The sequence below is a fragment of the Terrabacter sp. FW104-15G4B genome (assembly GCF_058790095.1).
The window spans coordinates 171,521-193,528 of record NZ_JBYTCI010000001.1 but is presented as its reverse complement, the minus strand read 5'-3'; the positions used below and the strand labels follow the sequence as shown (position 1 = coordinate 193,528).

The 22,008-nt window shown below is 70.9% G+C and carries 17 protein-coding genes; 7 read left to right on the top strand and 10 right to left on the bottom strand.

Going from position 1 to position 22,008, the window contains the following annotated elements:
• Window positions 1-175: 175 nt before the first annotated feature.
• From AC3WRT_RS00880 to AC3WRT_RS00870, 3 genes are read right to left on the bottom strand one after another with little or no spacing between them, the layout of a single operon-like run.
• Complete coding sequence (locus AC3WRT_RS00880; RefSeq protein ID WP_492717992.1) at window positions 176-508, bottom strand: hypothetical protein; 333 nt, start codon at window positions 506-508, stop codon at window positions 176-178.
• A complete protein-coding gene (locus tag AC3WRT_RS00875) occupies window positions 505-1,284 on the bottom strand; it encodes an enoyl-CoA hydratase/isomerase family protein (RefSeq protein WP_492717990.1) in 780 nt (259 codons plus the stop codon). The genes AC3WRT_RS00880 and AC3WRT_RS00875 overlap by 4 nt, the downstream gene beginning before the upstream one ends.
• Window positions 1,284-1,796: a YbjN domain-containing protein gene (locus AC3WRT_RS00870; protein WP_492717988.1), complete on the bottom strand. Its 513-nt coding sequence runs from the start codon at window positions 1,794-1,796 to the stop codon at window positions 1,284-1,286. Before AC3WRT_RS00870 ends, AC3WRT_RS00875 begins: the two co-directional genes overlap by 1 nt.
• Window positions 1,797-1,878: 82 nt before the next feature.
• Here AC3WRT_RS00870 and glgX point away from each other — a divergent pair, with 82 nt between their 5' ends.
• Window positions 1,879-4,044 carry a glycogen debranching protein GlgX gene (gene glgX / locus AC3WRT_RS00865; RefSeq protein WP_492717986.1) on the top strand — a complete coding sequence of 722 codons (2,166 nt, stop codon included), beginning with the start codon at window positions 1,879-1,881 and terminating at the stop codon, window positions 4,042-4,044.
• Between the two features lie 64 nt (window positions 4,045-4,108).
• On the opposite strand, the gene glgP is transcribed toward glgX, so the two are convergent.
• Window positions 4,109-6,697 (bottom strand): alpha-glucan family phosphorylase, encoded by a 2,589-nt coding sequence (glgP, locus tag AC3WRT_RS00860; RefSeq protein ID WP_492717984.1) that lies wholly within the window; start codon window positions 6,695-6,697, stop codon window positions 4,109-4,111.
• A 121-nt stretch (window positions 6,698-6,818) separates the two neighbouring features.
• Between glgP and AC3WRT_RS00855 the strand changes: the two genes are divergently transcribed.
• From AC3WRT_RS00855 to AC3WRT_RS00830, 6 genes are read left to right on the top strand one after another with little or no spacing between them, the layout of a single operon-like run.
• Entirely contained in the window at window positions 6,819-9,014 is a 2,196-nt protein-coding gene (locus AC3WRT_RS00855; protein ID WP_492717982.1) for an alpha-1,4-glucan--maltose-1-phosphate maltosyltransferase, read from the top strand.
• A gap of 4 nt (window positions 9,015-9,018) precedes the next feature.
• Entirely contained in the window at window positions 9,019-10,725 is a 1,707-nt protein-coding gene (gene treS / locus AC3WRT_RS00850) for a maltose alpha-D-glucosyltransferase (RefSeq protein ID WP_492717980.1), read from the top strand.
• A complete protein-coding gene (locus AC3WRT_RS00845; protein ID WP_492717978.1) occupies window positions 10,725-12,152 on the top strand; it encodes a maltokinase N-terminal cap-like domain-containing protein in 1,428 nt (475 codons plus the stop codon). The genes treS and AC3WRT_RS00845 overlap by 1 nt, the downstream gene beginning before the upstream one ends.
• Window positions 12,149-14,491, top strand: a complete 2,343-nt coding sequence (gene glgB / locus AC3WRT_RS00840) for a 1,4-alpha-glucan branching protein GlgB (protein ID WP_492717976.1) — start codon at window positions 12,149-12,151, stop codon at window positions 14,489-14,491. The genes AC3WRT_RS00845 and glgB overlap by 4 nt, the downstream gene beginning before the upstream one ends.
• Window positions 14,488-16,134 carry a phosphoglucomutase (alpha-D-glucose-1,6-bisphosphate-dependent) gene (pgm, locus tag AC3WRT_RS00835; protein WP_492717974.1) on the top strand — a complete coding sequence of 549 codons (1,647 nt, stop codon included), beginning with the start codon at window positions 14,488-14,490 and terminating at the stop codon, window positions 16,132-16,134. Before glgB ends, pgm begins: the two co-directional genes overlap by 4 nt.
• Window positions 16,131-16,631, top strand: coding sequence for a hypothetical protein (locus tag AC3WRT_RS00830; RefSeq protein ID WP_492717972.1), 501 nt, complete (start codon window positions 16,131-16,133; stop codon window positions 16,629-16,631). The genes pgm and AC3WRT_RS00830 overlap by 4 nt, the downstream gene beginning before the upstream one ends.
• 64 nt (window positions 16,632-16,695) lie before the next feature.
• Here the strand turns inward: AC3WRT_RS00830 and AC3WRT_RS00825 are convergent, their stop codons facing one another.
• The 6 genes from AC3WRT_RS00825 to meaB form a co-directional block, all read right to left on the bottom strand.
• Window positions 16,696-17,643: a co-chaperone YbbN gene (locus AC3WRT_RS00825; RefSeq protein WP_492717970.1), complete on the bottom strand. Its 948-nt coding sequence runs from the start codon at window positions 17,641-17,643 to the stop codon at window positions 16,696-16,698.
• Window positions 17,644-17,657: 14 nt separating this feature from the next.
• Window positions 17,658-18,650, bottom strand: coding sequence for a hypothetical protein (locus tag AC3WRT_RS00820; RefSeq protein ID WP_492717968.1), 993 nt, complete (start codon window positions 18,648-18,650; stop codon window positions 17,658-17,660).
• Window positions 18,651-18,832: 182 nt separating this feature from the next.
• Window positions 18,833-19,276, bottom strand: coding sequence for a GNAT family N-acetyltransferase (locus tag AC3WRT_RS00815; RefSeq protein WP_492717966.1), 444 nt, complete (start codon window positions 19,274-19,276; stop codon window positions 18,833-18,835).
• 54 nt (window positions 19,277-19,330) lie between these two features.
• A complete protein-coding gene (locus AC3WRT_RS00810; protein WP_492717964.1) occupies window positions 19,331-19,645 on the bottom strand; it encodes a thiamine-binding protein in 315 nt (104 codons plus the stop codon).
• Between the two features lie 58 nt (window positions 19,646-19,703).
• On the bottom strand, window positions 19,704-20,711 hold the full coding sequence (locus AC3WRT_RS00805; protein WP_492717961.1) for a GNAT family N-acetyltransferase: 1,008 nt from the start codon (window positions 20,709-20,711) through the stop codon (window positions 19,704-19,706).
• Window positions 20,712-21,038: 327 nt separating this feature from the next.
• Entirely contained in the window at window positions 21,039-22,004 is a 966-nt protein-coding gene (meaB, locus tag AC3WRT_RS00800) for a methylmalonyl Co-A mutase-associated GTPase MeaB (RefSeq protein ID WP_492717959.1), read from the bottom strand.
• Window positions 22,005-22,008 lie beyond the last annotated feature (4 nt).

The following is a 22,008-nucleotide window of genomic DNA, read 5'->3' as shown; positions in this document are numbered from 1 at the left end:
TTGCTGGTGGTGGTGCTCATGGGACTGCCGGAGCTCGCTCCGGCACTGCCGTCATCCTCTCACTGAGCGCCCGCTCAGCTCGCACGCCGGCGGCGTGACGCTCACCACCAGCCACCGACGGCGTAGGCCGTCAGGCGGGCTCTGCGACAAGGACGTCCGCACTCGCCGGGCGAGGTCAGGCCCGATCGACGTCCGCGGTCTCGATGACGTGGAAGGCCGGCTCCTCGTACGGGTGCGCGGCCCGGAGGGCGGCGACGACGTCGGCCCGCAGGGCCCGGTCGAGGACGAGCTCGACGCGGTTCTCGGCGACCTTCTCGAGCTCGCCCACCGCGCCGATGGTCGGGTTCGCGCCGGCGACGGGACGGAACTGGCCGGTGCCGACGGTGACGAAGGCGCAGTCGCGGTAGTCGCCGATCGCCCCGGCGCCTGCGGCAAGGACAGCCGCGAGGACGTCCTCGGTCGACTCGACGGGCGAGTAGAACACGAGGACGTCCAGCGCTGGTGTCATCGACCCTCGAACTGCGCCTTGCCGGGGCCGTGCTCCACGAACGAGGTCATCCCGATCTCGCGGTCCTTCGTCGCGAACAGCGAGGCGAAGAGCATCCGCTCGATCTCGAGGCCGGTCTCGAGGTCGACCTCGAGCCCGCGGTCGATGGCCTCCTTGGCGGCGCGGACGGCATACGACGCGGCGCCGACGAAGGTCGAGGCCCACTCCCGGGACGCGGTGTAGACGTCGGCGGCGGGCACGACCTTGTCGGCGAGGCCGATGGCGAGCGCCTCCTGCGCATCGACGAAGCGGCCGCTGAAGATGATCTCCTTGGCACGCGAGGCCCCGACGAGTCGCGAGAGGCGTTGCGTGCCACCGGCGCCCGGGATGACGCCGAGCAGGATCTCGGGCTGTCCGAGCTTCGCGTCGTCCGCGACGACCCGGAAGTCGCACGCGAGGGCGAGCTCGCAACCGCCACCGAGGGCATACCCCGTGATCGCGGCGATGACCGGCTTGGGGATGCGCGTGACGGCACTGATCGAGGTCATGAGCGGGCCGGAGCGCTCGACCATGTCGGTGTACGACATCGCCTGCATCTCCTTGATGTCGGCTCCCGCCGCGAAGACACGCTCACCGCCGTAGACGATGACCGCCTTGACGTCGGGGCGCGCAGCCGCCTCGGCGGCGGCCTCGCGGATCTCCTCCTGGACCTGGACGTTGAGGGCGTTCATCTTCGGCCGGTCGAGGCGGATGGTGCCGACGCCGTCCTCGACCTCGAACCGGACGAACTCGCCCATCAGGCGTCGCCGAGGGTGCCGGACGGCGTGTCGTCGATCGGCAGCCAGGACTGGAAGAAGAAGCCGACGCTCTGCAGGATGTGGTTGACCGACAGCGGCACGAGGATGTCCAGGTCGGCGTTGGGCGTGATGACGTGCTCGGCGGACACGACGAGACTCTCCTGGACCATCGAGAGCTTGACGATGTTGAGCTGCATCGTCAGGTCGTTGCACCGGGCGAGGCGCTCGTTGCGGTCCGGCGACACGGGGTCGGCGAGCTGCCACTGGCCGAAGAAGCGTACGAGGGCCAGGTCGCCCTCGGCGACACGGGCGAACAGGGTCGTGCTCGTGCCCTGGTCGTCGACGATGGCGAACTCGAGGTCGCCGTCGCCGTCGATGCTGGCCTCGATGCCGAGGCCCGTCAGGACCTCGAGGATGCGGTCGCGCACGGGGGCGTCGCTGGCGGAGGCGCCGTTGGGGCCGGGCTCGGGGGCGCTCGGCATGAAGTTGGGCAGGGAAGTCGGATCGGTCATGCGTCAACCGTAACGAGCCGACGCGCCGAGGTCGATCCGGCCCGGGGCGCGAAGGGCCGGGCCGCCGCCTACGCTCTGACACATGTGTCCGCCCCTGTCCGCGACGCCCGACCTGCCCCCCGAGCTCGGTGTCCGGGTCACCGCGGAGGGCGCGCAGTTCTCGGTGTACGCCGGACACGCCGGAGCCGTCGACGTCTGCCTCTTCGACACCCTGGCCGACGGCAGGACGACCGAGCGGCGCGTCCCGCTGCGCCACCGCGCCCACGGCACGTGGTTCGACACCGTGCCGGGCGTGGGCGTCGGCCAGCGCTACGCCTTCCGGGTCGACGGTGACTGGGACCCGGAGCGGTCCCTGCTGCACAACCCCGCCAAGCTGCTCCTCGACCCCTACGCCCGGGCCATCGAGGGCGGGGTGGAGCTCCACCCAGCGCTCTACGGCCACCGTGTCGGACCTGACCTACGAGGCGACCTCTGGGTGCGCGACGATCGCGACTCAGCCCCCCACCTGCCGCGCTGCGTCATCGTCAAGGACGACTTCGACTGGGGCGCAGACACCTTCAGTCGGCGCTCCTTGACCGAGTCGCTCGTCTACGAGGTCCACGTCAAGAACGCGACGAAGCTGCACCCCGGCGTTCCCGAGCACCTCCGCGGGACGTACGCCGGCCTCGCCCATCCCGCCTTCGTCGAGCACCTCCTCGCGCTGGGCGTCACCGCGGTCGAGCTGCTCCCGGTCCACACCTTCACCCACGAGCCCGACCTCGTGCTTCGCGGCCTAACCAACCACTGGGGGTACAACACGCTGGGCTTCTTCGCCCCGCACGCCGCCTACGCGTCGACCGCAGACCCGCAGGGCGCCCTCGACGAGTTCAAGACCATGGTCAAGGACCTGCACGCCGCCGGCATCGAGGTGCTGCTCGATGTCGTCTACAACCACACCGCCGAGAACTCGCGGGAGGGCATGACGCTGTCGTGGCGCGGGCTCGACCAGCGCGCGTACTACCGCGTCGACTCCCGCGGCCGCGACATCGACGTCACCGGCTGCGGCAACACCCTCGACCTGACGCACCCCGTCGTCGCCCGGATGGTGCTCGACTCCCTCCGCTACTGGGTGCAGGAGTGCCACGTCGACGGCTTCCGCTTCGACCTGGCCGTCGCGCTGGGCCGCGGCAAGGACGACGGCTACGACCGCGACCACCCCTTCCTCGTGGCGCTGCGCACCGACCCCGTCCTCTCGCGCGCGAAGCTGGTCGCGGAGCCGTGGGACCTCGGCATCCACGGGTGGCGCACCGGGCAGTTCCCGCCCCCGTTCTCGGAGTGGAACGACCGCTACCGTGACGCAGTACGCACCTTCTGGCTGCGCGACCTCGCCGCCTCGGTGTCGCGCGGCGCGGGCCACGGCGTGCGCGAGCTCGCCACGCGCCTCACCGGGTCGCAGGACCTCTTCGACACCCACGACCGGGGCACCATCGCGTCGGTCAACTTCGTCACCGCCCATGACGGCTTCACGCTCGCCGACCTCACGACGTACGACGTCAAGCACAACGGCGCCAACGGCCACAGCAACACCGACGGGTCCAACGACAACCGCTCCTGGAACCACGGCGTCGAGGGTCGCACCGACGACCCGACGATCGTTGCCGCACGCGGCCGGTCCATGCGCAACCTCCTCGGCACGCTGCTGCTCTCCACCGGCGTCCCGATGCTCAACGCGGGCGACGAGCTGGGCCGCAGCCAGCGAGGCAACAACAACCCGTACTCGCAGGACAACGAGATCAGCTGGATGTCGTGGGAGCTCGAGCCCTGGCAGCAGGACCTCCTGGAGACGACGCGGCACCTCGCCGGCCTGCGCCGCGACCATCCGGTGCTGCGGCAACGGGCCTTCTTCTCGGGCAGGCAGGTCCACAGCGACGGCTCGACCGACCTGGCCTGGTTCGCCGCCGACGGGCGTCCCGTCGCCGAGCGTTGGGACGGGCCGGCGGTGGACGTGCTGCAGGCGCTCTACAACGGCGCCTGGCTCTCGCACCGGTCGGTGCTCGTCGTCGTGAACGGCTCTGCCCGTGCCGCCGACGTCACGCTACCCGTGGCACCGGGTACGCCGGCATACCAGCTGCTCTGGGACAGCGCGGACGAGCGGCCCGCTCCCCCGGGTGAAGCGCTGGCCGCCGGCACGCCGACGATCATGCATGCGGCGTCGATGCGGGTCTGGTGCTCGGTGGACGGGCAACCCTGGGTCCCGGACCGGGAGTGAGCCGAGGAACGCCAAGAGCCCGGACCTCTCGAGGTCCGGGCTCTCGTCGCGCGTGCGCGGCGGGTCAGGCGTTGCGCGCCAGACCCATCTCGGCGGGGCCGGCGAGCCCGTCATGCTTCGGCACGACGCGGACGCTGTAGCCGAAGGAGCCGGTGCGGCGCAGCGGCTGTGAGCCGGCGAACTGGTGCCGGCCGTCCTCGTAGGACTCGACGAGCGCCAGGGGCGCGACCTCCATGCCCCACAGCTCGTCGGTGTCGTTCACGTGACCGTGGACGAGCTGAACCTCGACGTCCTCGGGCGTCAGGCCGTCGAGCGCGACGTAGGCGCGCAGGTCGAGGACGTCGCCGATCTGCGGCGAGTCCGACAGGCCCGAGGGCTCGACGTGCTCGACCTTGACCTTCGACCAGGCCGAGCGGACCGTGGACTTGTAGGCCGCCAGTTCCTTGGCGCCGGCGAAGCCCGAGTCACCCACCGAGCGTCCGGCCCCGGCGGCGGGGCTGTAGAGCTGCTGGGTGTAGTCCTGCACCATGCGGCTCGCGAGCACCTTCGGACCGAGCGTCTTCAGCGTGTGGGTCATCATCGTGATCCAGCCCTGCGGCAGGCCGGCGGCGTCGCGGTCGTAGAACTTCGCGGCCACGTCGTTCTCGATGAGGTCGTAGAGCGCCGACGCCTCGATGTCGTCACGCCGGTCGGCGTCCTCGACGCCGTCGGCCGTCGGAATGGCCCAGCCGTTGCGGCCGTCGAACCACTCGTCCCACCAGCCGTCGAGGATGGAGAGGTTGAGGCCGCCGTTGAGCGCGGCCTTCATGCCGGACGTGCCGCACGCCTCGAAGGGCCGCAGCGGGTTGTTGAGCCAGACGTCGCAGCCCGGGTAGAGGTGCTGGGCCATCGCGATGTCGTAGTTCGGCAGGAAGACGATGCGCTGGCGCACCTCGGGGTCGTCGGCGAAGCGGACCATCTCCTGGATGAGGCGCTTGCCGGTCTCGTCGGCGGGGTGCGACTTGCCGGCGATGACCAGCTGCACCGGGCGCTCCGGGTGCAGCAGGAGGCGCTTCAGGCGCTCCGGGTCGCGCAGCATCAGGGTCAGGCGCTTGTAGGTCGGCACGCGACGGGCGAAGCCGATGGTGAGCACGTCGGGGTCGAGCACGTCCTCGACCCAGCCGAGCTCCGCATCGCTGGCGCCACGCTTCTGCCACGAGGACTTCACCCGGCGGCGGGCGTCGGCAACGAGCTTCTCGCGCATGACTCGCTTGGTGGCCCAGATCGCGTCGGCCGGCACCTCGTCGATGCGGTCCCAGGCGTCCTGGCCGGCGATGTCGGCTGTGCCGAGGTACTTCTGCGCCACCTCGTAGACGGCGCGGTCGACCCACGTCGGGGCGTGGACACCGTTGGTGATGCTCGAGATCGGCACCTCGACGTCGTCGAACCCCGGCCAGAGACCGTCGAACATCTCGCGGCTGACGACGCCGTGCAGCTGGGACACGCCGTTGGCGCGCTGGGCGAGGCGCAGACCCATGACGGCCATGTTGAAGATGCCGGGCTGGCCACCCTCGTAGTCCTCGGCGCCGAGGGCGAGCAGGCGCTCGACCGGCACACCCGGGATGGCGTTCGCCCCGCCGAAGAAGAGGTTGATCTTGGCGGCGTCGAAGCGGTCGATGCCTGCCGGTACGGGCGTGTGGGTGGTGAAGACCGTGGCCGCGCGGACCGCCTCGAGGGCCTCGTCGAAGGTGAGGCCGTGGTCGCGGACGAGCTCGGTGATGCGCTCGACGCCGAGGAAGCCGGCGTGGCCCTCGTTGGTGTGGTAGACCTCCGGCGTCGGGTCGCCCGACAGGCGCGACCAGAGTCGCAGCGCGCGGACGCCGCCGATGCCGAGGAGCAGCTCCTGCTCGAGGCGGGTGTCGCCGCCGCCGCCGTAGAGCGACTCGGTGACCTTGCGGGTCTGCTCGTCGTTGCCGGGCACGTCGGAGTCGAGCAGGAGCAGGGGCACCCGGCCGACCTGCGCCTTCCAGACGTGGGCGTGCAGCTGGCGACCGGCGGGGAGGCTGACGGTGACGACGGCCGGTGTGCCGTCCTCCTCGCGCAGCAGCGCCAGGGGCAGCCCGTCCGGGTCGAGCACCGGGTAGGTCTCGACCTGCCACCCGTCGCGGTTGAGCGACTGCTTGAAGTAGCCGGTCTTGTAGAAGAGGCCGACGCCGACGATCGGCACGCCGAGGTCGGACGCGGTCTTCAGGTGGTCGCCGGCGAGGATGCCGAGGCCCCCGGAGTACTGCGGCAGCACGGACGTGATGCCGAACTCGGGGCTGAAGTACGCGATCGCGGCGGGGGCGGCCTTGCCGGCGGCCTCCTGCTCACGGCTCCACGACTGGTACCAGCGCTCGTCGGTCAGGTAGTGGTGCAGGTCCTCGTTGGCCGCCACGACGCGGGCGACGAAGTCGTCGTCGCCGGCCAGGGTCGCGAGCTCGTCGGACGACAGACGGGACAGGAGCTTGACCGGGTCCTCGCCGGCCTGGGCCCACTTGCGGGGACTGATGCTCTCGAACAGATCGCGGGTCGGCGGGTGCCAGGACCAGCGCAGGTTGCTGGCGAGGACTCCAAGTCCCTCGATGCGGCTGGGCAGGACGGTGCGGACGCTGAAGCGGCGGATGGCCTTCACAAGAGGACAGCATAGGGGTCGCGATGTTGGCTTCTTGCAACGCTTGCAGCCCGGTTTCACCCAGCGGACGGGCCGGTTGCCCTGATGGGCCTGACGCCCCAATTTCGATACGGTCGATCTCGTGACCGGCTCAGCGAAGAAGTCCAGTTCCGGCAAGGCCAACCGCGTGCGCACCGCTGCGCCCCGGCGGGCGGACGCCACCCCGACAGCAGACAGCGCGTTCGTCGACGACACCGAGGCCGGCGCCGTGCACCTGGCCCCCGACCACCCCGTGAGCACTCCCCCGACGGTGGAGGGAATGCCGGGTGGGGCCCTGCCGTTCGGGCGCATCCCGGTCAGCGACGTGCGTCCCCTCGTCGACGGGGGGACCCGACCGGCGAAGTCCGTCGTGGGCGAGGAGTTCCCCGTCCGCGCCAGGGTCTTCCGCGAGGGACACGACGCCGTCAACGCGACCGCGGTCCTCACCGACCCCGACGGCAACGACCACTACTTCCCGATGCACAGTGACAACCCAGGCCTGTCGGAGTGGTCCGGCACCGTCGTCGCCGACCGCGCGGGCTGGTGGACCTACCGCGTCGAGGGGTGGTCCGACCCCTACGCCACCTGGGTCCACGACGCCGGCATCAAGATCGCCGCGGGCGTCGACGAGGACCTCATGTGCGCCGAGGGCGTCCGCGTGCTCGAGCGTTTCGCCCGGTCGGTGCGCGGCCTCGGAGTCGACGCGTCCGAGATCGACAAGGGCGTGGTCGCGCTGGGCGACAACCGGACACCGGCGGCGCACCGTTTCGGCGCTGCCACCTCCCCCGAGATCACGGGACTCGCCGCCCTCGTGCCGCTGCGCGAGTTCGTCTCGGCCTCGCCGGCATACTCCCTGCGGGTCGAGCGCGAGCGCGCCCTCTACGGCGCGTGGTACGAGATCTTCCCCCGCTCCGAGGGGGCGCACCGTGACGAGAAGACCGGCGAATGGGTCTCCGGGACGCTCCGCACCGCTTCCGAGCGGCTGCCCGCCATCGCCGACATGGGCTTCGACGTCGTCTACCTGACACCGGTCCACCCCATCGGCACGACCGCACGCAAGGGCCGCAACAACAGCCTCGCCGCGCAGCCCGGCGACCCCGGGTCGCCCTACGCCATCGGCTCCCCCGACGGCGGGCACGACGCCATCCACCCCGACCTCGGCACCTTCGAGGACTTCGACCACTTCGTCGCCGAGGCCGGGCGCGTCGGTCTCGAGGTCGCCCTCGACATCGCGCTGCAGGCCTCGCCCGACCACCCCTGGGTGCACACGCACCCGTCGCTGTTCACGACGCGCGCCGACGGCTCGATCGCGTACGCCGAGAACCCGCCCAAGAAGTACCAGGACATCTACCCGCTCAACTTCGACAACGACCCGGCGGAGGCGTACGCCGAGGTCCGCCGCGTCATCCAGGTCTGGCTCGACCACGGGGTGCGCATCTTCCGCGTCGACAACCCCCACACGAAGCCAGTTGCCTTCTGGCAGTGGCTGATCGCGGACGTGGCGCTCGAGTACCCGGAGACCATCTGGCTGTCCGAGGCCTTCACCAAGCCGGCCATGATGCATGCGCTCGCCAAGGCCGGGTTCCAGCAGAGCTACACCTACTACGCGTGGCGCAACGAGAAGTGGGAGCTCGAGGAGTACGGCCGTGAGCTCGCCGGCGATGACACCGGCGCCGCCTACATGCGCCCGTCGTTCTGGCCGACGACGCACGACATCCTCACCCCCTACATGCAGTACGGCGGGCCGACCGCGTGGAAGCTGCGTGCCGCCGTCGCGGCGACGATGTCCCCGACCTACGGCATCTACGCCGGCTACGAGCTGATGGAGCACCTGGCCCGCCCGGGAGCCGAGGAGCAGCTCGACAACGAGAAGTACGAGTACAAGGACCGCCAGTGGTACCTCTACGAGCCCGGCGGCCCCCTGGAGAGCCGCTCGCTCGCGGGGTACCTCAAGCGGCTCAACGACATCCGCGAGTGGCACCCCTCCCTGCGGTGGCTGCGCAACCTGCACTTCCACGGCGCCGACGACGAGAACGTGCTGGTCTTCAGCAAGTCGCGGGTCATCGACAAGGAGACGGGCGCACGCGACACCGTCCTCGTCGTCGCCAACCTCGACCCGCACGCCACCCGTGAGACGTGGGTGCATCTCGATCTGGAGGCGCTGGGTATGGCCTCATGGTCGACCTTCGACGCACATGACCACATCACCAACCAGACGTGGGAATGGCGCCAGGACAACTTCGTGCGCCTGGGGCCTGACTCCGAGCCCGTCCACGTCATCCACGTGAGGAGCCACTGACCGCATGCAGGGACTCAACCTCTCCCAGCCGGGGCTGAAGCACGACCCGCAGTGGTTCAAGAAGGCGGTCTTCTACGAGGTGCTCGTGCGTGCCTTCGCCGACTCAAAGGGGGTGGGCGCGGGCGACTTCAGCGGCCTCATCCAGCGCCTCGACTACCTCCAGTGGCTCGGCGTCGACTGCCTCTGGCTGCCGCCCTTCTACGCCTCGCCCCTGCGCGACGGCGGCTACGACATCTCCGACTACAAGGCGGTCCTGCCCGAGTTCGGCACGCTCCCGGAGTTCACCGAGCTGGTCTCGCAGGCGCACGCCCGCGGCATCCGGATCGTCACGGACCTCGTGATGAACCACACGAGCGACCAGCACCCGTGGTTCCAGGCAAGCCGCGCCGAGCCCGACGGCCCCTACGGCGACTTCTACGTGTGGTCCGACACCGACGACGCCTACGACGACGCCCGCATCATCTTCGTCGACACCGAGGTGTCCAACTGGACCTTCGACCCGGTGCGCCGGCAGTTCTTCTGGCACCGCTTCTTCAGCCACCAGCCCGACCTCAACTTCGAGAACGAGGCCGTGCAGGAGGCGATGTTCGACATCGTGCGCTTCTGGATGGACCTCGGCATCGACGGGTTCCGGCTCGACGCCGTGCCGTACCTCTTCGAGGAGGAGGGCACGAACTGCGAGAACCTCCCGCGCACGCACGAGTTCCTCGCCCAGCTGCGCACGATGGTCGACAAGGAGTACCCCGGCCGGATCCTGCTCGCCGAGGCCAACCAGCCGCCGGCGGAGGTGGTCGACTACTTCGGCTCCGAGGAGTCGCCGGAGTGCCAGATGTGCTTCCACTTCCCGGTGATGCCCCGGCTCTACTACTCCCTGCGCGAGGAGAAGGCGCAGCCGATCATCGACGTGCTCGCCGACACCCCGGCCATCCCCAGCGGCACGCAGTGGGGCACGTTCCTGCGCAACCACGACGAGCTGACGCTCGAGATGGTGACGCCCGAGGAACGGGCCGCGATGTACGGCTGGTACGCCCCCGACCCGCGCATGCGCGCCAACGTCGGCATCCGCCGCCGCCTCGCCCCCCTGCTCGACAACTCGCGCCCCGAGATCGAGCTCATCCACGCGCTCGTGCTCTCGTTGCCCGGCTCTCCCTGCCTGTACTACGGCGACGAGATCGGGATGGGCGACAACATCTGGCTCAACGACCGCGACGCGGTGCGCACGCCGATGCAGTGGACACCCGACCGCAACGCCGGCTTCTCGAGCGTCGACCCCGGCAAGCTGTACCTGCCGGTCATCAGCAGCCTCGTCTACCACTACAACAACGTGAACGTCGAGGCACAGATGGCCTCCTCGGCCTCGCTGCTGCACTGGGTGCGCGGCATGCTCCAGATCCGCGGACGCCACCCCGTGTTCGGCGTGGGCACCTTCGAGGTCGTCCACGCCGACAACGACGCGATCCTCGCGTTCACCAGGGTGCTCAGGGGCGACCCCGACAACCCGGACGAGGCGGTCCTGTGCGTCAACAACATGTCCAGCCGCCCGCAGGCAGCGACGATCCAGCTGCCCGAGCACCTCTCGGGCCGCCAGCTGATCGACCTCTTCGGCGGGCAGGGCTTCCCGTGGGTCGCGAGCGACGGCCGCGTCACGCTGACCCTCGGCTCACGCGACTTCTTCTGGCTCCAGCTGCGCGGCCGAGAGGACAACGGCTGATGGCCACGATCCACAAGAACGCGACGCTGACCCCCTCCAAGACCGAGATGGTCACCGAGTGGATGCCGCGCCAGAGGTGGTACCACGGCAAGGGGCACGTGCCGCAGCTGCGGCGGGTCGGCGGCTTCCGCCTGGAGGACCCCGACGGCCAGGTGGGCTGCGAGACGCTCCTGCTGGCCGACGAGGCCGTCTCCCCCGCCGTCGTCTACCAGGTCCCGCTCACCTACCGTGCCGCGCCGCTCGAGGGCGCCGAGCACGCCCTCCTCGGCACGATGGAGCACAGCGTCCTCGGCTCACGATGGGTCTACGACGGCCCCCACGACCCCGTCTACGTGTCACAGCTCGTGGCGACGATCCTCGGCGCCGGAGTGTCCGACGACGCCGAGGCCTCGGCCGGTAGCAACGCCCGCGCCGTCGGCGCCTCGACGGGCCGCGTCGACGGCTCCGTGTCGTCGTCGACCGTGCTCACGGGCGAGCAGTCCAACACCTCCGTCATCTGCCACCTGACGGCCCCGGGGGGCGGGCCGGCCGAGCCGGTCATCGTCAAGGTCTTCCGCACCCTGCAGGACGGCGACAACCCCGACGTCGTCGTGCAGTCCGCGCTGACCGAGGAGGGATCCGACCGGGTTCCGATGGCCGTCGGCCACCTTTCCGGGGCCTGGGACTCCCCGGCGGACGCGACACCCATGCACGGCCACCTGGCCTTCGCGCAGGAGTTCATCCCCGGGGTCGAGGACGCCTGGCGGGTGGCCCTGGTCGCCGCTGCCTCGGGGTCCGACTTCACGCCGCGGGCCCGCGACCTCGGTGTCGTGACGGCGCACATCCACGTCGCGCTGGCACATGCCCTCGGCACCCACGAGGTCACCGCCGAGGCCCGGGAGGCGCTCGTCACGTCGATGCGCGAGCGGTATGCCGCCGCCGTGAAGCTGGTCCCCGACCTCGCCTCCCGCTCGGACGCCGTCGAGAGCGTCCTCGCCTCCGTGCGCGATGTGCACTGGCCACCGCTGCAGCGGATCCACGGCGACTACCACCTCGGTCAGGTGCTCGACGTGCCCGAGCGCGGGTGGGTGGCGCTCGACTTCGAGGGCGAGCCGCTGCGCCCGCTCGCCGAACGCGTACGCCCCGACCTCACCGCACGCGATGTCGCCGGCATGCTGCGCTCCTTCGACTACGCCGCCGGGTCCGTGGCGCTCGCCGAGCCGCCCGTGGACGCCACCGAATGGGCGGCAGCCTGCCGGGCGGCATTCCTCGACGGCTATGCATCCGTCGCCGGGGCACCCGACGCCGACGCGCAGGCCCTGACCCGCGCGCTCGAGCTCGACAAGGCCCTGTACGAGGTCGTCTACGAGGCCCGCAACCGGCCCTCGTGGCTGCCGATACCGCTCGGCGCCGTCGAGCGGCTCACCACCCCGGAAGGCACTTCATGAGCACCGACACCGCCCACGGCCCGTCCCTGGACGACGCCGCGATCACGGCCTTCCTCCAGGGACGCAACGGCCAGCCGCACGACCTGCTCGGCCACCACGTCGGCCCCGGCGGCCTCACCATCACCGCCTTCCGCCCCTTCGCCACCCGGGTGGGCGCACGGCTCGACTCGGGCGACCGCGTCGAGCTGCAGCACGTGCGCGACGGGATCTGGTCGATGACCTCCCCAGACTTCAGCACGACCCACGACTACCGCCTGCTCGTCGAGTACGGCGACGGCGTCGAGCACGAGCAGGACGACCCCTACCGCTTCGCCCCGACCCTCGGCGAGATGGACCGTCACCTCATCAACGAGGGCCGCCACGAGCTGCTGTGGACCGTCCTCGGCTCGCATGTGCGCCACTACTCCGGACCCCTCGGGGTCGTCTGGGGAGTCTCCTTCGCACTGTGGGCCCCCCGCGCCAAGGCGGTCCACGTCATCGGCGACTTCAACAACTGGGACCGCCGCACCCACCCGATGCGGGCGCTCGGCGCGAGCGGCATCTGGGAGCTGTTCCTCCCCGGCGCGCAGGAGGGCATGAACTACCAGTTCGCCGTCCGCGGCCCTGACGAGCTCGTCCGGCTCAAGAGCGACCCGATGGCGCGCATGACCGAGGTGGCCCCGAAGCAGGCCGCCATCGTCACCGAGACCCACTACGACTGGGGCGACGACGACTGGATGGAGCGCCGTCGGACGCTCAACGCCCACAAGGGGCCCATGAGCATCTACGAGGTGCACCTCGGCTCGTGGCGCCAGGGCCTCGGCTACCGCGGTCTCGCCGAGCACCTCGTCAACTACGTGCGCGACCTGGGCTTCACCCACGTGGAGTTCCTGCCCGTCATGGAGCACCCGTACGTCCCGTCCTGGGGCTACCACGTGACCGGATACTACGCGCCGAGCTCGCGCTGGGGCCGGCCGGACGACTTCCGCTTCCTCGTCGACCGGCTGCACCAGGCCGGCATCGGCGTCCTTCTCGACTGGGTGCCCGGCCACTTCGCGACGGACGAGTGGGCCCTGGCCCGCTTCGACGGCCTGCCGCTCTACGAGCACCCGGACCCGCGGAAGGGCTGGCACCCCGAGTGGGGCTCGAACATCTTCGACTACGGCCGGCCCGAGGTGCGCAACTTCCTCGTCGCCAACGCCCTCTACTGGCTCGAGGAGTTCCACCTCGACGGGCTGCGGGTCGACGGCGTCGCCTCGATGCTCTACCTCGACTATGCCCGCAACCCCGGAGAGTGGGTGCCCAACAAGGAGGGCGGCCGCGAGAACCTCGAGGCCGTGCAGCTGCTCAAGGAGACCAACGGCACCGCCTACAAGCGGGTCGGCGGCATCGTCACCATCGCCGAGGAGTCCACGACGTGGCCCGGGGTCACCAAGCCGACGAACCAAGGCGGGCTCGGCTTCGGCTTCAAGTGGAACATGGGCTGGATGAACGACTCGTTGAAGTACCTCGGCGAGGAGCCCATCTACCGCAAGCACCACCACGGCAAGCTCACCTTCTCGCTCATGTACGCGTTCGACGAGAACTTCGTGCTGCCGATCAGCCATGACGAGGTCGTGCACGGCAAGGGCTCCCTGCTGCGCAAGTCGCGGGGCACGCGCGAGGAGCAGGTGGCGACCCTGCGGGCCTTCCTCGCCTACCTGTGGTGCCACCCGGGCAAGCAGCTGCTCTTCATGGGCTGCGAGTTCGGTCAGGAGTCCGAGTGGTCCGAGGGCCGCAGCCTCGACTGGTGGCTGCTCGAGCAGCCGCTGCACTACCGGGTGCACAACCTCGTCAAGGACCTCAACAGCATCTACCGCAGCCACCCGGCCCTGTGGGAGCTCGACGCCGAGCGCTCGGGGTTCGAGTGGCTCGAGGCCGACGACGCCGCCCACAACACCTTCTCGTGGCTGCGTTTCGGCCGCGGCGACCGGTCGAGCGACGCCCCTGTCGTCGCCTGCGTCATGAACTTCAGCGGCCAGACGCAGCAGTCCTACCGGATCGGCCTGCCGCGAGGCGGGAAGTGGACGGTCGTGCTCGACACGGCCGGCTACCACCCGGACGCACCGAGCAGCGCGGGCCTGGTCATCGAGGCGCGCGAGGAGGAGTGGCACCACCAGCCGTATGCCGTGGACGTGACCGTCGCGCGCTTGTCGACAGTCTGGCTCGTGCCCGTGCAGGAGCCGGGTGCCGAGGTGGTCGTCGGGACCGCCGAGGAGGTCTCTCCCCCGGTCAGCCCGGCGATGATCGCCGACTCGAAGGCCAAGGCAGCCACCGAGCAGCCGGCGGACGGCACGACCACGAACGGAGGCCTCTCATGACGCACCCCCGTGCCGGCCAGCCGGCCCAGCCCGAGGACCTCGTCGACGTCGACGCCCTGATCGGCGCGTACTATGACCGTCATCCCGACGTGGAGGACCCCGACCAGCAGGTCACCTTCGGCACCTCGGGGCACCGGGGGTCCAGCCTGCGCACGGCCTTCAACGAGGACCACATCCTGGCCACGACGCAGGCGATCGTGGACTACCGCGTCTCGCAGGGCTTCGACGGTCCCCTCTTCATCGGGCGTGACACGCACGGCCTCTCCGAGCCGGCGTGGCGCTCGGCCCTCGAGGTGCTCGTCGCCAACGGCGTGCAGGTGCTGGTCGACGACCGTGACGGCTTCACGCCGACCCCCTCGGTGTCGCACGCCATCCTCCGCGCCAACCGCGGGAAGGTCTCTGGCGCAAGCGGTCTCGCCGACGGCATCGTCGTCACCCCGTCGCACAACCCGCCGTCCGACGGAGGGTTCAAGTACAACCCACCCCACGGCGGCCCGGCCGACACCGATGCGACCTCCGTCATCGCCGAGCGAGCCAACGACCTCATCCGCGGTGGACTGAGGAAGGTCCGGCGGGTCGCCTTCGACCAAGCGCGTGACGCGGCCGGCTCGTACGACTTCCTCGGCAGCTACGTCGACGACCTTCCCCACGTGGTGGACCTCGCCCGCGTCCGGGAGGCCGGGGTGCGCATCGGGGCCGACCCGCTCGGTGGCGCCTCCGTGGCGTACTGGGGCGAGATCGGTGAGCGGCACGGGCTCGACCTCACCGTCGTCAACCCCGCGGTCGATCCCCAGTGGGCGTTCATGACGCTCGACTGGGACGGCAAGATCCGAATGGACTGCAGCTCGCCGTCGGCCATGGCCAGCCTGATCCAGAACAAGGACGCCTACGACATCTCGACGGGCAACGACGCCGACGCCGACCGGCACGGCATCGTGACCCCCGACGCGGGTCTGATGAACCCCAACCACTACCTCGCCGTCGCGATCCAGTATCTCTACGGCGGAGCTCGCGCCGGCTGGCCGGCGACGACCGCCATCGGCAAGACCCTCGTGTCGTCGTCGATGATCGACCGCGTCGCGGCCGACCTCGGCCGCACGCTCCTCGAGGTGCCGGTCGGCTTCAAGTGGTTCGTGCCGGGCCTGCTCGACGGCTCCGTCGGCTTCGGCGGCGAGGAGTCCGCGGGGGCGAGCTTCCTGCGCCAGGACGGCACCGTCTGGTCGACCGACAAGGACGGCATCCTGCTCGCCCTGCTGGCCTCCGAGATCCTGGCCGCAACCGGCAAGACCCCCAGCCAGCACTACGCCGAGCTGACCGGCCGACACGGCGACCCGGCATACGCCCGCATCGACGCCGCGGCGTCGCGCGAGGAGAAGGCCAAGCTCGGCGCCCTCTCGCCGCAGGACGTGACCGCCGAAACCCTTGCCGGGGAAGCGATCACCGGCAAGCTCACTCAGGCGCCGGGCAACGGCGCGAAGATCGGCGGCCTCAAGGTGACGACCGAGAGCGCGTGGTTCGCGGCCCGGCCCTCGGGCACCGAGGACGTCTACAAGATCTACGCGGAGTCCTTCCAGGGCGCCGAGCACCTGGCCCGCGTGCAGGCCGAGGCCAGGGACGTCGTGTCGGCGGCCCTCAGCGGATGAGCGACCCGAACGAGCCCGGTCCCCGGGGACGGCTCCTGGTCGTGACGGCGGCCCGGACCCGCACTCGGGCCGACCTGGCCGCGGCGTTGGCCACCCGGTTGGGCCGGGCAGTGGTCGTCGACGGCGAGGCGCTCGAGGGGGCGGTCACCACCGGCGCGGCCGCCGGGTGGGACGAGCCCCCCACGTCGCAGCAGCTGCGGATGCGGCTGCTGCGCTGGTCGGCGGCCCTCGCTGTCGCCGAGACCTACCAGCTCGAGGGCTTCGACGCCGTCGTCGCCGAGGACGCGCTGGGAGACCGGCTCGAGGACCTCCTCGACCTCGTCGAGCCCGAGCCGGTGCACGTGGTCGTCGTGCGCGACGACGCCGACCCGGGCACCCCGCACTGGGGGCTGTGGGTCGACGGCACCGTGCCGGTGGAGCTCACGGCCGCTGACGTCGTCGCGCGGCTCCAGGACGCTCTCGTCGTGACCTCGGCCGAAGACCCGGCGTCGGACTGACGCGACCCGGACAGCGAAGTGCCCACTCGACCCTCGAGTGGGCACTTCGCGACGCAGGCGCGTCCTAGAAGAGCGCGCTCATGAGCGACTTGCGGGCCCTGACGACCCGCTCGTCGGTGACGCCGACGACCTCGAAGAGCTCGACGAGGTGCTCGCGAGCCTTGTTGCGGTCGGCGTCGGCCGTGACGCGCACGGTGTCGATCAGGCGCAGGAAGGCGTCCTCCACATGACCACCGAGCAGGTCGAGGTCGGCCACGAGGATCTGCGCGTCGACGTCGCTCGGAGCCGCGGCCGCGGCAGCCCGGGCCGCCTGGAGGTCGGCGCCCTGCGTGCGCTGCATCAGACCGACCTGCGCGAGGCCGAGCTTGGCCTCGGTGTCGGCGGGACTCTGGGCCAGCGCCTCGCGGTACGCGGCCGCGGCACCGTCGAGGTCACCCGACTCGATCGCGTCGAACGCCTTCTGGTGCAGCGGGGGCAGCGGCTGCTCCTGCTCCTGCTCCACGTCCTCGTCTGCGACATCGTCGCCCGCCGCAACCGTGCCGGTGACCCCGTGCTGGGCCGCGAGCTGGAGCACCTGGTCGATGACCCCGGCGATCTGGGCCTCGGGCTGGACACCCTCGAAGAGCGGTACCGGCTGGCTCTGGACGAAGGCGAAGCTGACGGGCACGGCCTGGACCTGGAAGGCCTGCAGGATGGTGGGATTCGCGTCGACGTCGACGGTCACGAGCTGGAAGCGCCCGGCGTAGCGGCGGGCGACGGCGCTGAACGTCGAGACGAAGTCGGCCGACTCCTGCAGGCGCGGCGACCACAGCACCATGACGACCGGGTGCCGCGTGGACGCCGCGATGACGTCACGGATGGAGGCGTCAGTGCCCTCGATGACGAGGCCGGCACCGTCCGCGGAGGTGGAGGCCGCGCCGGATACGGGGCCACCCTGCGGGGCCGGACGCTTGAGCGATGACAGGTCGACGGCACCGCGAAGTGCTGCTGCGGTGAATGGCTGGTGACTCATAGATCAATTCTCCCTCACCGACCCGAGCCGGCGACGAGCTGGTCCGATGCCGCGACGATGCGAGCCTGTCCGGACGTGGGGATGACGATGGCGATGATCTCGTTGGAGGTCAGGTTGGCCTCGGTGGTGATCTGCTTGATCCCGGTCAACAGCGTCAGGTCCTTTGCGGGAGTGAGCTTAACCGGCGTGCGCATCGCGATGGCGTCGTTGCGCACCAGGTGGGCGAAGACGATGGCGCCGTTGCCGCCCTTGAGGCGCAGTCCGCCGATGATGCCCTTGGGGGCGTGTTCCTGGGTGAACGCGCCTTGGTTGTTGAGCGCCTGCGACTGTGCCCTGGCCGACTGGCGCAGCTGCTCCGACAGCGGGTCCGCAACGAGCAGCTTGGTCGCGGCCGGGTCGGGGAACTTCACCGAGGCGGCGAAGGCGGCCACGACCTCGTCGGGCTGGGCCGACAGGCCCTCGCCATCGCCGACCGCGGCCGATCCGTCGGTCGCCGGGTCGAGGGCGTCGAGCTTGGCGTCCGGCAGCATCGGGGCGACGGCGGCTGCCTTGTAGGCACCGCCGGGCTGCCCGCCCGCGAGCAGGACGAGTACCGCGGCACCCGTCTTCTTCAGCGTGGTCTGGGCAAGGATCTGCGGCGGGGTGTCGCCGGCGCGCGACACGGCGAGGACCTTGACCCCCGTCGTGGCGAGCTCGGCGTCGGCCTTCTCGGCGGCCGTGCGGCCGGGGAGCGTCTTGGCGTAGGCGTTGGCCGACTGCAGGGCCGCACCGACGAACGCCTTCTGCCGCGCTGCCGCTCCGGCCGGCGTGGCGTCGAGCGATGACGTCGCTGCGGCTCCGACCGCTGAGGCGGCCGCCGACTGCGCGGCGTCCGGGGCGACCGCCGGGTTCCCCGATGCGCTCCCGCCGCCGGTGCCGTCGTCGGAGTTGCCGGTGCAGGCAGAGAGCAGGGCAGCACAGGCGAGCGTGGCCGCTATGGCGCGCCGACGATTCGCGGGGCGGAGCATGGAAGAGCCTTTCGGTGACACACGGGGGGGCAGGCCGGGCACGGCCGCGACCCACGATACGCACGGACCGTACCGCTTCCCCAATCCGGCGGACCGCCTCTCCGGTGACATTCTCGGACACTCGGGACGCAGATCGTGCGGCGTTACCGAATCGATGTCAGGCCGGTCACGCGCCGGCGACGTCAGCCTGCGTGTCGAGCGCGTCCAGGCGCATCGGCCGCTGCCACGGAACGCCGGATCATCCGCACCTCGGGTGTGCCGGTCGCGGGGTGCTCGGCACGCCCTCCCTCGTCGACGAAGCCGCGGCGGGTGTAGAAGCTCCTGGCTCTGGCGTTGCCCTCCACCACCCACAGGGTCGCCTCCCGCTCCCCGACGAGCTCGTCGAGGAGCCGGTCGGCTACGCCGGTGCCGCGGGCGTGCGGCAGGACGTTGACGGCATACAGCTCCCACGGCGTGGGCGCGTCCTCGTCGCGGCTAGGTCCGACGCTGCCCAACCCGGCGACGGCGCCCCGAGGATCGACGACGACCAGGGTCTGCTCGGGTGAGTCCGAGGACCGGGCGGCCCGCGTGCGCCAGCCGTCGGCGCACCGGTCGTCGCTGAGGCCCGCAAGGTAGTCCGCGGGCATCAGGCCGGCATACGCCTCACGCCAGACGGCCGCGGCCTGAGCTGCCAGTCCGGCTCAGTCATCACGCTGACGGTCGAGCGCATCCTCGAGCCTCTGCAGCTTGCCGTCGAGCTCGCCCATGAAGCCCGGCCGGATGTCGGCCTTGAGGACGAGCCCGACGCGCGGCGAGCTCTCCGCCAGCACGTCGCAGCACCGCTTGACGACGGCCATGCACTCGTCCCACTCCCCTTCGATGGTCGTGAACATCGCGTCGGTGCGGTGCGGCAGACCCGAGTCGCGCACGACGCGGATGGCTCGGGCGACGGCCTCGGACACCGAGCCGGTGTCGTCGGCCGCGACGGTTGGAGCGACGGAGAAGGCGATCAGCATGCCCTCACCGTATGCCGCCCCGCACGTCCTCGCGCGACCACCCGCTCCTGCGGTGGGGTCAGAGCGCCTTCGTCATCGTGAGCGCTTCCTCGATGATCTCGAACCCCAGGTCCTGATTGATCTGCACCATCCAGGGGTTCTGCTCGTCGTTCATCGTCTGCACCGAGCGGCGTTGCGGGGCAAGACGGTTCAGCTCACGGAGGTTGGCGGCCTTGACCGCCATGCCGAGCCGGTGGCCGCGGTGCTCGGGCAGCACGAGGGTGCCCCACTGGAACACGATGTGCGGGTCTCCGGACGGCACGGACAGGTCCGTGTAGGCGGCGACGACGCCGGTCTCGCGGTGCACGGCGACGGCCGTGACGAGCGTGCGACCGGTGTCGCGGAGGTGGCCGAGCATCGTCGCGTAGTCCGCAACGGTCATCGACTCGGGCTCGAACTCCACGTCGCCCGTGGGGGCGTCGAGGATGAGCCGGTTCGACGCGTCGCACACGCCCTGGCGCAGCTCCTCCGGCACGCCGTCGACGTGCACGCTCAGCTCGTACGCGTCGCCCATCGCCTCGGCCGCTCGACGCTCGTGGTGGTCGAGCACCTGGGGAGCGACCGGCAGCGGCAGCGAGCGCACGATCTCCACGCTGGACACGGAGAAGCCCCGCTTCAGCGCGAACTCCCGGTCCGCGTGCGACGCACGGTCACCCACGGGGACGAAGACCTCGGCGAGCAGCAGGCCGCGGCCGGCCGCCCTGCCCTGGTGCTCCACCCACTCGACAAGGGCGGAGCCGATGCCGCTGCGACGGTGCTCCGGGCCGACCTCGAGCTGCGACCAGCACTTGTCGAGGTTGTCGCGCTCGGGGAAGAAGACGAGCGCCCAGCCGACCGGTGAGCCGTCGACCATGGCGACGGCACCCACCTGGCGCTCCCCCGGGAACTGGAAGCGCACCATCTTGACGAACTCCTCCTCGGTGCGCTTGACCGGCTGCACGCGCGAGACCGCCTCGCTGCGCGTCGCAAGACCGAAGAGCTCCTTGAGCAGGACGTCGTCGTCATGGTCGAGCGGGATGATCTCCATCCCTCGACGGTGACACCGCAGCGTCCCGTCGCGCCATCCAATTACGTATGCCGTCCGCCCCCGTTCAGTTCGTCGAGGCGGGCCCGAGAGCATACGGAGTACGCGCTCCGGAGCGGACCGCCTGTCGGCATCTAGTCGGACGCACTTCATGTGTCCTGAGGGCCTGGACGTCCCGGGACTCGACCTTCGCCCGCAGGTCGGCGTCGCCGTGTCGGGAGGCGAGCGCGCGACGGCCCGCGCGACACATGATGTGCGCCTCGGCACCTCGGCGTGAGTGTGACGGCGCACCGGGACCGCGACCTCAGGTGTCCCGAGGGCCGCGCCCGCTCAGGGGCCGAGCTGCTCCACGAGACGGTCGGCTGCGACATACGGGTCGGTGCGTCCGGCGATGACGTCGCGCGCGAGCGCTGTGACTCCCTCGTGGCCCCCGAGGCGCCCGAGTCGGGCACGCAGGGCCGTGAGCGCGATCGTCTCGATCTCCGCCTCGGCGCGGCGTTCACGGCGCCGGGCGAGCTCGCCGTTCTCCTCGAGGAACGCGCGATGCTTGTCGAGCGCCTCCATCACCTCGTCGATGCCGACCTTCTGCGACGCCACCACCTTGACCACCGGGGGCCGCCACAGACCCGGCTCGGTGCGGTCGCCGAGCGAGATCATGTGCCGCAGGTCGCGCACCGTCGCGTCGGCGCCGTCGCGGTCGGCCTTGTTGACGACGAAGACGTCGCCGATCTCGAGGATGCCCGCCTTCGCGGCCTGGATGCCGTCTCCCATGCCGGGAGCGAGCAGCACGACCGACGTGTCGGCCAGACCGGCGATCTCCACCTCCGACTGCCCAACCCCCACGGTCTCGACGAGCACGACGTCGCAACCGGCGGCGTCGAGCACACGGATGGCCTGGGGCGTCGTGAACGACAGCCCACCGAGATGGCCGCGCGAGGCCATCGAGCGGATGTAGACCGCCGGGTCGAGGGCGTGGTCCTGCATGCGCACCCGGTCACCGAGCAGCGCCCCGCCCGAGAAGGGCGAGCTCGGGTCGACCGCCAGCACCCCGACCCGCAGGCCACGCTCGCGGAAGGCGCCGACGAGCGCCGTGGTCGTCGTCGACTTGCCGACCCCGGGCGAGCCGGTGATCCCGATGACCCACGCGTTGCCGGCATACGGCGCCAGCGCTGCCATCACGTCACGGAGCGACTCGTGGCCGTCCTCGACGAGGGAGATCAGCCGCGCGACGGCACGCGGCGAACCCGCCCTGGCCGACTCGACCAGGGCGGGAACGTCGACGGGCCGGCGCGCCACGCGG